Source organism: Shewanella sp. ECSMB14102, from assembly GCF_000813075.1.
Taxonomy (GTDB): domain Bacteria; phylum Pseudomonadota; class Gammaproteobacteria; order Enterobacterales; family Shewanellaceae; genus Shewanella; species Shewanella indica.
On record NZ_JWGX01000071.1, the window covers coordinates 1 to 15,248 of the forward strand.

Sequence of the window (15,248 nt, forward strand, 5' to 3'; positions counted from 1 at the left end):
ACATCGATCTGTGATTTTTAACGTGACACAGAATTTTGAACACCCTCGACGACGGCCCTCTCGGCTTGGTTCGAGGATGATACTTTTGGCTCGTTCCTGCGGCGCAAGAGCCATGTAGTCCGTCACAAGCTCTTGTCTGCGGGCTTCACCGCTTTTCTCATGGTCAATTTTTCCACTTTTCTTATGCGCGACCAATTCTTTTATCGTGCTGCCACTCTCCTGTAACCGACTTAGAGCATTAGAGGCCCTTTTCATTAGGGAGAGGTATACCGCATCCCTTGTTCCTCGGTTCGTCTGCCGAACGATTTCTTCCAGATGGTAGGTTTCCATTCCGTGATTTTGAAGCTGCCTGAAAGCAGCACCAGCTTCGACTGAGGCTAGCTGACGAACATCACCGGTCAATACGACACGAGCCCCCGATTGCCCCGCACGTTGCAAGAGGTCTCGCATTAGCTTGGTTCCTACCATGCTGGACTCATCCACAATCCAAAGTTGAGGAGTTTTTTCCAACATTTTTCCAAGACCGTCACGTTCTCCCTGTAACTCTGATCTTTCATATTGGAGTTCGTCGAGTCGTTTCTGATAGAGCGGCGAATTCTCGGGAATCCGAACCCCAGTCTTTTCATCAACATATGGATTGGAGAGGGCTTTTTCGATTTGCTCTAACCGCTTATCAATTTTATCGATCTGGGTATGAGTTTTCCGTTCTTGAACCCACTCGTTGCGGTTTTGTGCCAGAAAAGACTGAATTGTTCCAGACTGAATTTCAGCACCATCAATCAAACTCTGACCAGCAGAATTCGTAGGGGTAAGCCCCCTAACCTCATACCCCATATCCCTCGCGGTCTCAGCTACAGTTCGTAGGACGGAGGTAGTTTTAGCCGTACCTGCGAACCCTTGCACTCCAACGATCCGATTCTCTGTGAGCAGAATGCCCTCGGTAGCTCTCCGTTGGTCAGCGTTCCACTCGTACCCCAATTCGTTGGCTTTCTCCTCGGCATTAGAAATGGCCGCAGCCGCCTGTTCCCGGCTGCACAATGCCTGAACTCGGTCGCGGCCAAGGTATTCCTCCTTGATCACCTCATCCTCGATGGCGATGGCCGCTTTCGACGTATATCCCCGAACATCAATCTCTTGCTTGCTGACCTTATCAAAGGTTCTAACCGACTTCTCTATGAGCTGACCACTGCGAATTGCAGCATCAATTGCATTCGTTACATCAGAAAGTAGTACTCGCGATCCGGCATAACGGCTAGCCACTTTGACTAGATCGTGGTGTGCCCAAGACGTATCACGTTCTCCAAGGTGCTCAGTCGCCCACATGACGGCTTCGTTGGCTAATTGAACCCGCGCCAAAATCGCCTCGGATTGCCGCTCCAGGGATGGGGTATTCTCCCGAGACAGAGCTATGACCCCTTCCAATTCTGTCAGCTTCTCTTCACCCAATTCTGCATGCCAGCGATTCAGAAGTTCACCACGCTCAGCAGCGACTTTTCGATCCCGCGTGTCGAGCGTGGCGGTCTCCTTTTCCCCAGCCGTGGCCGTTTCACGAGTCTTTCCCCTAGCCTCCAGCGCATCTCCGATTGCCTCTGATCGTTTCGACAGTTCACGTACAGTATCTTTACTTACCCCAGCAATCTCCCAGGTCCCATCTTTACCCTGGTGCTCTAGTCGAAAGCCCAGTGAACCAACCTCTTGAGCGAGAAATTGACGGTAGACCAGACCAAGGTGCTTTTGGTCAATGAAGATTGGTTTATTCTCCGTTGAGCGCCACTGGCCGTCATTTCGCTGTGTTAAGTTCATTACCACGCAGTGTGTGTGAAGCTGAGGATCAAGGGCACGACTGGTTGTGTGTTTGAAAGTGGCTGCGACCAGCGAACCTGTTTTCTCGTATTCAACGGTATCCTTAGTACGGTTGCGATTCCTTGTGACAATATATTCGCTCTCTATATATTGAAGTACCGCTTGGACAGCCCGGTCATGGGCTTCGAGAAGCCGTTTGTCGCCTGCTACCTCTGCCAGAATAGAAACACTCTTAGGTGCTGAAAAAGTGAGGTCGGTCCCTAGTTGATGTTTCCATTCGCCGTCACGGAAAGTGCCAACCTGTTGACCGTCTGGGAGCCGCCCATCCAGAAGTGATTTAAAAGTTTCCCGCTCCACCTCACCAACAAGACTGAGAGCCTCAGCTCCAGAGCCTACCCATGCGGAAGGAGATAGCCCGTCTACATAGTAGTCATCATGCTCAAAGTAATGACCGGCAGCTCCGGCACTTTTAATAGAAGACGCAGACATCATGATTTTTTGCCTCCTTTCCCAAGCAGGCCAAATACCAAATCATCATCCATTCCAACCGTTCCCAATACTGAATTTAGTTCCTGCTCTAAGTCACTTGGGCTTGGTATTGGCCTTTTAAACTCATCAACGTCCCGCTCATCGGAAATCTCTTTCGGAACATAGCCAACATCAGCTTCCATTTTTAAGGCTCGTGCGGCATTGAGCAGGCGCATACCAACCGTCTCATTCTCATCACCTTGAATAAAACCGTCAGCGATCTTCGGAAGCCTCAAGAAAGGAATATCAATACGGGCTTTACTCTCCACACCCCAAATTTTGACAAAACAAGACAAATCAGGCAGATCCATGATTTCACTGGGAAGAACAATTTTTCGGTTTTGACGTTTAGAACTGACCCGAACGCCGTCTCGAATGTCATCGGCGGAGTAGTTTAAGTCTTCATCAACTTCCTCACGCTCAGCTTCACCAAGTACCTTGGAGACCCATTCCGCAGTGTCGGCATTATTCAAACGGAAATGAAGCTGCGTGGAGCATAAGCCAAGTATGGTTTTAGAGGTGTTTTTCCCGAACTCTTCCTCTAGCTGGTTTATTTCCTGAATACCCAAAACAACAGCCGCACCGAAGCCCCGCCCTTCGGCCATCAACATTGAAAGAGCAGGAATTTTTTTGAGGCTTGGTAGCTCATCGACAACAATCCAAAGAGTCCGTTCGTTATTAACCCCACGCGCCATCAACCCTTTGGCCGCAGCTTGTATCCAGGTCGAGATGAGAGGTTTCTGTATTTCTATTTCAGATTCTCGTACTGGTAAGAACAACCAACTATCATCGGCATTAGGTTCATCGCCTTCTGCTATCCAATCTCTTATTGAGAAGAATCCTTTTTTATTCTCTTCTTTCAACAGGCGAAGTGGACGAACACCATCTACGATGGTTGAACGGATACTTTCGAGAGTTCGCTCGTTATCTTCATTGAAATATGTCGCTGCAGGAGTGCCTGCAACCAGTTCTTTGAGTAACTCAAGGTCATTCCACGCTGTCGCCCGAAGAAGTGAAAGCAATGACTTCGGTCCATCTAGATATAAATTCTGAAGTGCGGCTGAAACAACGGCTCTGGCAGCGGATGTAAAGAATTTCTCAGAACCGCTATTACTATTAGAACTAGGTAAAAGTGTCTCAGCTATCCAGTCTGCATCGAATGGTGAGGCCATTTCTTCCCATGGAGTCCATTGGTGTGAGCGGCTATCTGCCGGATTGAGTATGTGATCAACTCTGTCCCGGTAGAACATCTCTACGAACTCGCCTTTCTTGTCATATACCACGGCTCGGTCTCCACGAGCACGAATAGCTTTAAGCAAATGAGTTAGTGCAGTAGATTTACCGGCCCCGGTGGTGCCACTAATCAAGGTATGCTTTTTTGAAAATCCTGTGGGTAAAGGGAAATCGCCGAGGGTTAAATCAGAAACACCATGCTTTTCTACGATTTCTCCTTTCAATTTTTCGGCTGAAACAAGTTTCGCACCTCGAATATATTTGTCTTCTTTGATTTCCTTACCTCTTTTAACGGCCCTAACAACAAGATAAACACCAATAGGCAAGTACAATACAAAGAGCGAAATGAAAGCCAATCCAAAGGATTTGAGAAGCTTAACAGCAGCTTCCTGGAATAGTGGTTCATTTATCACCACAGAGGATGGCAGAGAGTCGCGTCCATCTAGGGCAACACAGGTTCCTATAGTCACGCTTGAAAATGGTTGTACTAGTGCCTTCAATTGTGCCCAAAGATATGTACTGGCGTTTTGCAAGACACATTCATCGGCGTCTATTCCGATGTATAACAGGCCACCGACAATCGCCAACAAAACACCAGGCAGAAAGATCCAAATTCCGCTGAATAACAACATCTGCTGGCTATGAAGCCATGTATCCGCACCACGAACAAAGTCACCGACTCGACCTTTTCTAATCGTTGCCATTTTCAGCACCTCCAATGAAATACTCTCGCAAAGCATTTGTGCGGGCTGAAATGACCTGTTTAGCCTCAGCCATTTCATCCTCAGAGCAGGTCTTTTTGAGCAGAAAATCGGTGGTTGCTACGTTGATCGACAGCAGGTTAATTAGCTGCTGATAAATCTCCTTCTGATCCACTTGTACATTTCTGATTTCGTGCAGTGTTGAGTCATTATTTAATGCCTGCTCAATCAAAGACACCGCCGTTTTACTAACCGTTTGCCCTGATTCTTTAGCTAGTTCCTTCAACAAAATATGTACTTGTCTAGGTGGATATATTTGTACGCGGTACGCCTTAGAAACTCCCATTGTAGTCCCCCTTATCCCTGATTCTCTTGCGTGTGACTCCTATGCAACTCTGCATGTGCAGAGGCGCCGGGAGTCCCCTCAGAAGGCGCTACTGCGCCGGATGAGACAGACCACTCGCGGTGAGTGGGGTGTGGAGAAAAATCCGGGTGAAGCACGGCTTTTTCTTGCTGTGAGATGGGGTCCCCGAGCGCTAAGCTCGGGGTGATTGAAGAAAATAGTTCCGCTAGTTTTCTGGTAGAATATTCGCGTTGCTCTGCTGCCAAAAGTGCCAACTGAGAAGCTATGGTATTGATTGCATCAACGGCGGTACTAGATTCAGCAGCGATCTCTAATATTTTTAGATAGCTGCTACCGCAGCAATGCAGGCAGGTATAAGGGTTGCTAAGACTAAATTGATTACGCATCACTTAGCCTCCTGCCATCGGATATCAATGGAATCACAGTTTGGTAAATTGAGCTCCGCCATTGATTCATAAGACCGACTGATGGCTGCTGGTTCATCTGGCCATAAACCATGTTTACCTTCATTTTTAGCTTTTAATGTTACTGAGCAAACAGGTCTCTTACCTCGATTATCCCATTGAAATTTAACTTCAGGATTAAGATACCGGCCATGAATCACTATGGAGTCACACTGATACTTGTAAATGGTCTCCCGAATCTCACCAAGATCTTTCTTAAATTGATCCGAGTTGCCAGTATCGTGAGACACGATGCATGACACATTTCCGTTTTTTTCGTCAATAACGAACAGGTCGCGGGCATTAAGGAAGTAGTGGTGCATCGTGATTGAATCAATGCTTTTGGTTGTACAACCAGCCAGCATACCGACAGCGACGAGCGCAGTAGTTAAAGTGATCAATTTCATTGGTTTATCTCCTGATTGATTAAAATCAGGATTATTTTTACTTAGAGGGGAGTCATTGTTGGCACGCCAAACTGCCCAATTTGGACAAATAAGAAGCTAGGTAAAAATAGGCCGGTATCATCCAAAAACCACCTGTTGATCGCTTTCTGATGTAGCGCAGCCACAACCTTCCTTGGTCGTCATCGAAAAGCAACCTATTGGTGGTGTTTTGGTGGTATTCAGTAGGGTTTAGGCCGTCTCAGTCCCTCAGAGTCATCGAAAAGCCACCTATTGGTAGTGTTCGGTTACTATTTAGATGGCCAAATTCACTATGCCACTACAAGCATTGTATTTCCTAATATTGACCAAGTTATACTAATGTCGCACTATATGTTTAATTGACCAATACTTTTTTAGTTCAGCGATGGTATGTAGTTAATATGAACAATTCTACATACATCACTTGACACTCAGGGCAGTTTATGGCTTTCGTTACTGATTTAACACCAGAGGATAATGCAACCTCTGCCGCAGCAACAGCTAACTTGATGGCAACCAGATTAGGTACAACATTGCGAGAACGCTTTGAATCCTTTATTCATAAACGTGAATGTTCTATAGATCAATCCGACTACAACATAAAAATGGCGAGTCGAGCTATAGCGGCATTTGTTGTTCATCACTTAGGACAAGTAGATGATAATGTTGCTGGATCTTCTGTATGCGATAGTTCACAGGATGGTGGGATTGATGCTATACATGTAAACCATACGGAAAAGACGGTTGTTGTTGTACAAGCAAAATTTTCTCAATCAGGTAGCTCAACTTGGACAAATGCAGATTTTCTAGTTTTTAAACAGGCATGTGATCATTTAATAGAAGAAGAATATGATCGCTTCGATCCTATTCTGAGAAACAAACGTGAAGACATAGGTCAAGCTCTTAATTCTATTGACTATAAGTTTCTCTTTGTTATGGCTCATACGGGGAAGCGTGGAGCCGCAAGTACGATTCTATCTGATATGCAGCAGTGGCAGCATGAACTAAACGAAGCAGCATCTTTAGAATCTATACCACCCAATCATGAACTACCATTTCAGGTTCACTTAGTTTCTTCCGAAGATATTACTCAATGGCGACATGCGCAGACATCAGCAACCGTAGATCTAGAAGATATCGAGCTAGAGCAATATGGTAAAATTGACAATCCATACACCGCATTTTTCGGTGTAGTTAGTGGGGATCAAATCGCTGAATGGTGGCAACAACACTCATCGAAATTGTTTACTAAAAATATTCGTAATTTACTAGGTAATACAGAAGTTAATGAATCCATAAAGCAAACGGCATTAAGCGACCCAGAACATTTTTGGTTCTATAACAATGGTATTACTGTCCTTGCCCGTTCAGTTGAACCTCATCGACGTAATAAAATTAACCAACGGGACATGGGGCGATTTAACTTTCGAGATGTAAGTGTGATAAATGGTGCTCAGACAGTCAGTAGCATTGGATCTTTAGATGGTATCGATGAAGAAACTTTAGCGAATATAAAAATTCAAGCTCGATTCATACAAATACCAGACGGAGCATCTGATGACATTATTAACGCCATCACTAGAGCTAATAACCATCAAAACCGAGTTCTTGGTAGAGACTTTGCCTCTCAACATCCTCAACAAGTACGCTTGCGCGATGAACTAATAATTGAAGATTACACATATCAACTGCTTAGAAGCGATATATCTAGTGATTTATTGGGTGATAAGAGCATCGATATTGATGAAGCATTGGATGCATTAGCTTGCTTAAGTTGTAGGCCATCAACTTTAGCGTTATTAAAGAGCCAACGTGGTAAGTTCTTTGAAAACCTAGAAGGTTCAGCGTACAAAGCAATATTTAACTCATCTGTTAGTGGGATTAAATTAATAAATGCAGTTATACATCATAGAGTTATTGAACGTCAAATTAAAGAACTGCTAGGTCAAATTAATCGACAGTCAGATAAGAAAAAGTACGGAATTCTCACTCATGCTAATCGTGTATTTGCTGGACACATATTAAAATCTACACCAAATTTACAACGTGCCACAAATATTCTTCAAGTCGATGAAACACGTATTGCTGAAGAGTTGAACCGTATCTTATCAGCTACAGAAGCACTTATTGAGTCTGAATACCCAACGGCATATCCTGCTCGATTCTTTAGTAATGTGGATAAAATAACTATTACATTAGAACGAATCAACCAATGATGACATTGCATTGTAGTGGTTTAGCAAAAAGAGCCACTACTTTGTAGTTAATTGTCGTATTTGGTATATCTTAAGTTATCCGAAATTTTGGCTGCGTCCCAATCAACGTAACTTGGAATTGTCCAATTGGCATTTAAGGGCTGCTACTTACCGCCCTTAAACATCTTTTTCAGTCGTTCTAAATGCTGTTTGGCTACTTCAGGGTCTACTGGCCGTTGTGTAGGCCGTGGCGGCAGTGCCTTGGGGATCTCTGCATTAAGATCTTCACCAGCAAGGGTGCGCCGGACAGCAATTTCATAGTTCCGCTCAAAAATAGGCCAGGTTTCTGCTTCTTTGCGGTTTCGGATGTCAAACGTCCCGGTATTTTTTAAAGCAACATACACAGCAGCGTGACTCCACTCCTCATTCGTCATTTCTGAGAGGCGGTGCGCGTTCCGGCAGGCTTCAATATATGCTTGCCTGACACTTGGTAGGCCGTGATCCGCAGGATCTGGCTGACACCATTTAACGAATTGTCCAAGCGACGGCCAGAATGGTGATTCTGCTTGCCGAGCCTTCCGGAGCCCACATTGGAGTTGTTGATCAGTTATGATACCTGCTTCCAGCAAGCCCTTGGTCCATGTCCTCTTAGCCGCGTCAACGTCAGATTTGCTAGGGAATGTCGCCTTCCAAGCGGGGAAGCATGACTGGAGCTGGGCAAATAAGATATTGATGATCCTTGCCGCAACTTGAAGTTGATCAGAATCTGGTTTGCTTTTCACTTCACGGAAAAAAGACTGTGTGGGCCCTGCATTTTTTGCCGAGCAAACGACACGCTTCTGTTGATCAAGCGAGATAACTTCTGCAATGGATTTTAGTGCCATTACCATTCCCCCTGTGCCCAGCTTGAGTCCGTTAGATCTTCAACAAGCGAGCGAGTTTGTGAGCTTCGCTCGTTGTTGGGTATCAGCCAATCCGCCTTAAATCCGGCCCACCCTCTCAATGCGCAAGTTTCGATCGCATCTCCCAGGTTGATTCCAGCTTTCTCTGCCTCCCGTTCTGTGAGTAGTACCGCCTCCTCTGTAAGTGTAATTCGCTTCTTTTTACGGATTGCTTGCCATTCTCTAGCGTGGATAGGGTCTACACCCCGAGATACAAGAGCCTCAACAAAATCAAAACGCGCTTTAGAGCGGGTGTTATTAATATCTTTGAAGCTCTCTGGGATCTTTCTGGAATAGTCTGCCGGAACTCCGCATTCTTGTATGCGTGATCCTTGCAAACTAGTTTGCGGATATTCGCCGTCCAGTTTGCGGTTTTCCGCATTCTGGATTTTCTGGCCGCAATCAGCGAGAAAACGCAGGTAAGCGTCGTGGTTTACGCGGTAGTGCAAGCGTGCGGGAACCCCCGCTCGTTTTTCCTCCAGCAAACTCATTTCGCAAAGCTTGCGCCGGATTTTTCGGAGGGCATCTCTCTGAATTCCGAGGCATGCTTGCCAGCTCCCGAGCTCTGAGAAAATGTTGGTAGCCTCAGGATCTGGCTCTCCCTCGGCAGGTAGGTCAAACCACCCGCCTGCTTCTGCCTTTAGGCTGCTTAGAAACGACGCTTGTTGTAAAAATGCAGCGGCTTCCAGTCCAAGAGCTTGAATTGATGCACGGGGTATTGCGATCCGTGGACCATCGATCGCTCTGGCGAGATCCGCTGAGTTTAAAGAACTGTTCATTTATCCCCTCCAGCGACGCAGACGGGACTCATAACCAAACGGCGTTTAATTTCCGATTCTAGGGCAGGAATCACAGCCGTTTTAGGTAGTTTTGTTTTGTGAGTCAGAGCCAACGATACATAAATCATATGAGCTCTTGATCCACTCGCTGCGGCGACATCGAGCATCAATGAAAATGGTTCCGACGAAACAATCTTGTGGAAATAAGATGGGTGAATTTGTACGTTCATAACAAACCTCAACGATTAAAGTTGAGGCACTGCGCTCGCGGCTTAAATTTCAGCACTTAGCTCCACCCGTGCCAGTTTGATGGAGGTTGATGGCGAGACGCTTTAACCAAGTAGACTTGAACCTACAAGGTCGCTCATGCCAAGCATGAACTCGCGGTGGAACTTTCACGTGTGAAATGAAGTTTTCCGCTTACCAAATCAATTAATATGCTGTTTTTTTATAGAGGCCAGCTACCTCAAGCGATTAAAAGCTGGATACAAGGATCGCTGACACAATCTTGCCAACAATTTGAATAATGTCCACTCCAAAAAAACTCCCGATCAACAAGCCAGTAATGATCATTTCAAACTTTGTAATTTGTTCGTACATGACAAATCTCCATTTAGAATAATGCCTGCTGCACCTGTTTTGCTGACGCAAGATGTCCGATTCTGCGAGAAGAAACAGGATGTTCCCAATCGCCATGCCCACAGGCCGGGCATCGGCGGCTTACCAGCTTGTCGCGAAGCCCTGTCCCTAAAAACACTTCAACATAACAATGTCGGCATTCTATAAATATTGCTTCGCCGGAGGAGATCTCGCGGCACGCAGCGTAAAAACCTGAAATATCATAACTTTTCGCTATGGTTTTCCGCGTGAGCCAGTCGTATGCCTCAACGACTGCCTCTATGTGCGTCATTTTCTCACACAACTCACAGTAAACATGTACACCCATTGAGTACATGATCCAATCAGAACTAGACATAATGTCCTGACCATAACAATTTCCTCGTCGTTCATTTACACCTAAATCAGATCGAACTTTACGGACTTGCTTGTAGCTAAATGAAGTTTCTTCCTGAACGATCGCGTTAGAAAAGCCTCGTTTTACAAGGTAATAGCCAAACGCCCATCGGTTCAAGTGATGGTTCACTGGAAGGAATGGCAACGGCTTGAATATATTGGAGCGCATAAATCCCCCTTGTTCAAAGTTGAAAACGATGAACAGGCGGAGACCCCATGCCTTGCCCGATGTCCCAATCATTAGAACATGAAAGGGCTAATTGAATAGACCGAAATGTTGCCACCCGGTTAAAAGAATATACTGTTTGAAGGCCAGCTACCGTTATTTAAATAATATCAAGACGGGGGGAGTTGTCAACAACCCTAAAAAATTAGTCAATTATTTCATTGAGTTAAGTTAGTTATGTCAGAACAAATTTCAATTACTGTAATTATCATAATTACGATAATTACGATAATACCGTAATTGTCTTAACCTTAATCTTTTTTCCATTTTGTCCAAATTGGGCAGTTTGGAATGCCTAAATATCTGCCGCCCACCCGCAAAATTCTCCATGCGAATAACGCTCGAATATTTCATTCACATGGAGATACAAGCAATGCAAACATTTAAATGCGCCACCCTCACTGCCATTATTTTCTTGTCGTCCGCTGCCGCTTATGCAGGTACAGGGACGGGAACTTCTCAAATTTCAGCAACCCCGCCAGCTCTTTCTGTGGTCGAAGTTCAGCCGTACACAATGACATTGGAACGCCTGCCAGGAGCCGCCCCAACTGGCGGTTTCTCTTTGAAAAGTTGGGCGACTTACCTGGCGCAAAACCCGGAGGACACAGTACAGCCCGGCTGCTTAAAAGTGACAGGAGATATGGATAAATCGGTCGGGATTACCATCACTAACCTGTCAAATCCCACAGCGCCGGGTGGAGCAACTTTAAGTTTCAGTGGAACGCCCAAGATTGATCTGCGTACCTCAAATGTGGATTGCACGGATGCGATAGCGCAAACATCAACAGGAGTCGGTGTAAACGCAACACCTTTAACAGCAACTACTTCTGCCACCGGTGAGCTCTATATCGCCTGGTCATACCGCCAGCCGGCAACTGCAAGCAGCGGATTCATGCAGCTCAGTGCTTGGGAGGAAGGGGTCTTCTCTGGAACGGTCGATCTGCAAATCGACTACCAGTAATCCCAGTAATCACTCGTGTAGGGACTGGCCAAGTCAGTCCCTAGTCCTTTGGAGGTCCTATGAAGCCCCTTATTAGTTCAATCATGATGGCGACGATAGCAACTCTCCTATCTTCACCCGCGACTGCATTTCAACTCAAGATCCACGAGGTGGACATCGCTCACAAGGCGGTTGCTGAAATCCCCGTAGCAAATACCTTAAATACACCAATAGTCGTGAGAATTACTCCCCCGGATGGAGTGCAAGTCTTCCCCCGGCGTTTCCAACTTCTTCCAGGAGAGCGGCAAGTAGTAAAAGCACGTGAGAGTAATGGGAAAGTATTAAAACCAGGCGCGAAGATGGCATTCTCATATGCCGTACAAAGCGAAGAAAAAAAAGGCGTTCACTCAAGAATCACGCTGAGACTCCCGGTGAGGGAGGTTTCTCGATGAAGAAAAAACTTTCACATGTGAAAGTTTTTGTGCCCACAGTATTGTTGGCCGCAGCTTTCACACTCACAGCTTCACCAACTCGTGCGGATGACTACCTGATGAAGTTTGTCGTGAACGGACAAAACAAGGGGGAATACCTTGTTTCTCGTGAAGTAGATAGCACCACGGCTGAGCCAGGGCTATGGCAAGCTGCTGGTGTAAACACAACAGCATCACTTCCCTTGGAAAGGCTAAACAACATTGGTCATGCCAAAATTGTTTGGTCAGAACAAACCATCTACTTTTACCCACCCAACAACGTAACCAAAGCCAGAAAGGTCAAACCAGAGGTTACAATTGAGCCAAATGTATCCAATCTGGATGTAAAATCCTTTGACTACTTTCTCACCTATCAAAGCAAAGGTGATATTTCGGGTAACATCACGGGAACAGGCCGCGTCGGAGACCTCGATGTAGATATTAGAGCTGGACTAGGAGGGCAAGAGTCATATTTCTCATCACAATGGCATAGTGAAGACAATCGCTATATAAAAGACATTGAGCTGGGACGAGTGCAGCGATATGGATTGGATGGCTTTGCCGCAACAAACGAGAACTATTTGGCTACAGGTTCATTTTCTAGTGACCAAATTGAGCTTTATTGGCCTGTTGGAACACGGGTAGATGTTTACCGTGACGGAACCTATTTACAATCTCTGGTTCTGGATAGCGAGCCGTTCTCTTACAAAATCGAGCTGAATTACAGTAATAATCAATATAAATTTTATGCGGTTTTACCTGACGGCAGAACAGACACTAAAACAATCGAGAGAGCCATTTCGGGACGGCTTGCGCTAGTAGGAGGCCTAAACTACCAAGTAGCTGTAGGCAAATCTCCAACCACTGATGAAAGCAAGTTAATTGGACGCTTGAGCTACGGGATGACCAATGAATTGTCACTTTTCGCTGGTCAGGATGAGCAGGAAAGACAGTATTTTTCCGCTTTATATTCAAGAGATGACTTTTCATTTGAGCCTGCTTGGTATGGCAGTAGTGGATACGCTCTGAGCGGTTCTTGGCAGGATGACAATCTTGCGATCTTTGGGAAATTAAGTGATTTAGACAACTATCAATTACGCTCTGTTAGTGTTTCATCACGTTCTCTGTTCCAACCAACTATTCAGTATTCTTCCCGCACGCACGGCGGCTATGAAACTCAGGAAACGACGCTACGCACGTATCACAGCACGCGCCTTGAGACACTGAATACATCAATTTCTTTATCTCCATACTATTCGAGTCGTTTAGCCAATGGTGTCAGATCCAACATCTTTGGAGGGCGGATGCTTGCTAGCATGGAGGCGGGTTGGCAAGTTTTGGCGTCTTATGATCACGAAAGTAAAGATATTAATGGTATTAGAGATATAGAACGTTTCAATGGAGAGATATCAAAACGATTCAGCTTGGGGCGCCTCACCTACCGCTACACGGCGAGCAATTTTGGTCATGGATGGGAAGGCCAGCAACAAAGCTTGCGTGCTGATCTTTGGAACTGGAAATTTGCAACTGTGTCAGCTTCGTTCAATCATTCGTCTAGTGAGGGTAACAACATTACCTTATCAATTAGTGGTAGCTTTGGCCGAACTGGATTCCAGCGAGCTCCCCAGAGAAGTCAAGCCACGCTTGTGTTGTCCACCTGTCGGGACCTTAATGCTGATGGTATTTGCCAGGAAGTTGAACCAGAAATTAAAGGTGTTACCGCCAGTGTTGATGGTCGTCAGGTTAGAACTCCGGCCGTCATTGATTCTCTGACTCCGTACCGACGGTACGATATAGAAGTATCTGGAGATTTTGGATTGTCGCCTCGATACGATTCCATTCAGTCAGATCGGCTAGTTCGTGGAGGGATAAACCATCTTCGCCTCCCTTTGTCTGAAGTTAGGGAAATTGAGGGCCAGCTTGATCGAGACGGAATTAGAGTCGCTCTCATTGACACAGAAACAGGAGATGTTCTGACGGAACAAACCACGGAATTTGGTGGCTGGTATTTGTTCTATTCCCCGGCGCATAAAAAGGTCAAGGTTGTTCAACAGGCAGATGCCCATCTCGCAAAAAACTTTCACATGTGAAAGTTTTTATATCCACTTCGTCGTCAGCCGTTGGATTGCCCCTCAGAGACTGACGACTCATCCTTTTCATCAATATCCTTTAGAATTTCCGCAGCCTTCTCATTGGCTTGCAAAACCACCTCTGGTTTCTCCTGTTCTAGAATCTGCTCTAACGTTCTTGCCATAATTCCTTCCAAGTCCAAGCTATTATATAAACAATAGATGTTAAATAACGAGAGGGATGATTTCGTTGACTAGGGAATTCCCAGATAATTCCCTTTTTATTCAATTCAGTAGACACGCATGGTGTTGATTGATCTAATTGATTTCGCCAAAAAACTACCAGATCCAACACCATGCGTGATGTCCACATCTTACACGATTTACTCAAAAAGCAATGCCCGCAAATGCATCAAAAACGGCTTAATTCTCTGATGGTTGCTACAGAAGCGTTACTTGATGGCAATCAGTTGTCACTCACTCAGCTTGGTCGCAATATCTCTGGTGCGGTGGCGCCAAAGCACAACATCAAACGGATGGACAGGCTACTCGGCAACCCGCATCTACACTCTGATAAATTCGCTATTTATCAATGGCATGCCAAGTTACTCTGTGCAGCTAATCCCATGCCGGTAATCCTCATTGATTGGTCTGATGTCCGTGAACAACTGCGGATGATGACATTGCGAGCCTCTGTCAGTGTGCAAGGGCGCGCGGTTACCCTGTATGAGCGTACTTTCAAGTTTGCCGACTACAATGCTCCCCGCAGCCATGACATCTTCTTGGCGAAGTTGGCACAGGTGCTGCCGTCCCACGTTTGTCCACTGATTGTCACCGATACGGGTTATCGCAATACCTGGTTTCGGGAGGTGGAACGATATGGTTGGTTTTGGCTTGGCCGTGTCAGTAGGGATGTCGGCTTTCTCCAAGCCAATCATGCCCAATGGCAGTCGAATAAGTCGCTTTATCCCTCCGCCACGGCGAAAGCCCGGCATATTGGTTACGTAAAACTGGGACGAAAATTGCCTATGTGCTGTCATTTACATCTGTACAAGGCTGCGCCGAAACATCGAGCCGACAAGCGGTCATCCAAAGCAGGACGCAATCATACGGCACA

At 45.8% G+C, this 15,248-nt stretch carries 14 protein-coding genes; 5 read left to right on the top strand and 9 right to left on the bottom strand.

Annotated elements, in window-relative coordinates; all coding sequences use genetic code 11:
• The 5 genes from mobF to RC73_RS18825 all read right to left on the bottom strand — a co-directional run.
• The coding region (mobF, locus tag RC73_RS18805; RefSeq protein ID WP_052248300.1) for a MobF family relaxase at window positions 1–2,295 on the bottom strand (2,295 nt) is incomplete at its 3' end.
• The gene (locus RC73_RS18810; RefSeq protein WP_039036069.1) at window positions 2,292–4,268 is read right to left on the bottom strand and encodes a type IV secretion system DNA-binding domain-containing protein; all 1,977 of its coding nucleotides are present in this window, start codon (window positions 4,266–4,268) and stop codon (window positions 2,292–2,294) included. The genes RC73_RS18810 and mobF, both read right to left, overlap by 4 nt.
• On the bottom strand, window positions 4,255–4,611 hold the full coding sequence (locus RC73_RS18815; protein WP_010377289.1) for a hypothetical protein: 357 nt from the start codon (window positions 4,609–4,611) through the stop codon (window positions 4,255–4,257). Before RC73_RS18815 ends, RC73_RS18810 begins: the two co-directional genes overlap by 14 nt.
• An 11-nt stretch (window positions 4,612–4,622) precedes the next feature.
• Window positions 4,623–5,015, bottom strand: coding sequence for a hypothetical protein (locus tag RC73_RS18820; RefSeq protein WP_039036070.1), 393 nt, complete (start codon window positions 5,013–5,015; stop codon window positions 4,623–4,625).
• On the bottom strand, window positions 5,015–5,479 hold the full coding sequence (locus tag RC73_RS18825) for a hypothetical protein (RefSeq protein WP_039036071.1): 465 nt from the start codon (window positions 5,477–5,479) through the stop codon (window positions 5,015–5,017). Before RC73_RS18825 ends, RC73_RS18820 begins: the two co-directional genes overlap by 1 nt.
• A 461-nt stretch (window positions 5,480–5,940) precedes the next feature.
• On the opposite strand from RC73_RS18825, the gene RC73_RS18830 reads away from it, so the two are divergent.
• On the top strand, window positions 5,941–7,713 hold the full coding sequence (locus RC73_RS18830; RefSeq protein WP_039036072.1) for an AIPR family protein: 1,773 nt from the start codon (window positions 5,941–5,943) through the stop codon (window positions 7,711–7,713).
• Window positions 7,714–7,856: 143 nt separating this feature from the next.
• On the opposite strand, the gene RC73_RS18835 is transcribed toward RC73_RS18830, so the two are convergent.
• The 3 genes from RC73_RS18835 to RC73_RS18845 form a co-directional block, all read right to left on the bottom strand.
• Window positions 7,857–8,576: a replication protein P gene (locus tag RC73_RS18835; RefSeq protein WP_082014381.1), complete on the bottom strand. Its 720-nt coding sequence runs from the start codon at window positions 8,574–8,576 to the stop codon at window positions 7,857–7,859.
• Window positions 8,576–9,412: a hypothetical protein gene (locus tag RC73_RS18840; RefSeq protein ID WP_039036074.1), complete on the bottom strand. Its 837-nt coding sequence runs from the start codon at window positions 9,410–9,412 to the stop codon at window positions 8,576–8,578. Before RC73_RS18840 ends, RC73_RS18835 begins: the two co-directional genes overlap by 1 nt.
• Window positions 9,413–10,025: 613 nt before the next feature.
• The gene (locus RC73_RS18845) at window positions 10,026–10,595 is read right to left on the bottom strand and encodes a hypothetical protein (RefSeq protein WP_039036078.1); all 570 of its coding nucleotides are present in this window, start codon (window positions 10,593–10,595) and stop codon (window positions 10,026–10,028) included.
• Window positions 10,596–10,980: 385 nt separating this feature from the next.
• Between RC73_RS18845 and RC73_RS18850 the strand changes: the two genes are divergently transcribed.
• Genes RC73_RS18850 through RC73_RS18860 form a run of 3 tightly spaced genes read left to right on the top strand, consistent with a single transcriptional unit; the run spans window position 10,981 to window position 14,152 of the window.
• Window positions 10,981–11,613, top strand: a complete 633-nt coding sequence (locus RC73_RS18850; protein ID WP_235370044.1) for a hypothetical protein — start codon at window positions 10,981–10,983, stop codon at window positions 11,611–11,613.
• Between the two features lie 59 nt (window positions 11,614–11,672).
• A complete protein-coding gene (locus RC73_RS18855; protein ID WP_039036075.1) occupies window positions 11,673–12,044 on the top strand; it encodes a hypothetical protein in 372 nt (123 codons plus the stop codon).
• On the top strand, window positions 12,041–14,152 hold the full coding sequence (locus RC73_RS18860; protein ID WP_039036076.1) for a hypothetical protein: 2,112 nt from the start codon (window positions 12,041–12,043) through the stop codon (window positions 14,150–14,152). Before RC73_RS18855 ends, RC73_RS18860 begins: the two co-directional genes overlap by 4 nt.
• Window positions 14,153–14,175: 23 nt before the next feature.
• Here RC73_RS18860 and RC73_RS20975 read toward each other — a convergent pair whose 3' ends face one another.
• The gene (locus RC73_RS20975; protein WP_162835838.1) at window positions 14,176–14,316 is read right to left on the bottom strand and encodes a hypothetical protein; all 141 of its coding nucleotides are present in this window, start codon (window positions 14,314–14,316) and stop codon (window positions 14,176–14,178) included.
• Window positions 14,317–14,487: 171 nt separating this feature from the next.
• Here RC73_RS20975 and RC73_RS18865 point away from each other — a divergent pair.
• A partial coding sequence (locus RC73_RS18865; protein ID WP_039036080.1) for an IS4 family transposase occupies window positions 14,488–15,248 on the top strand: 761 nt, incomplete at its 3' end.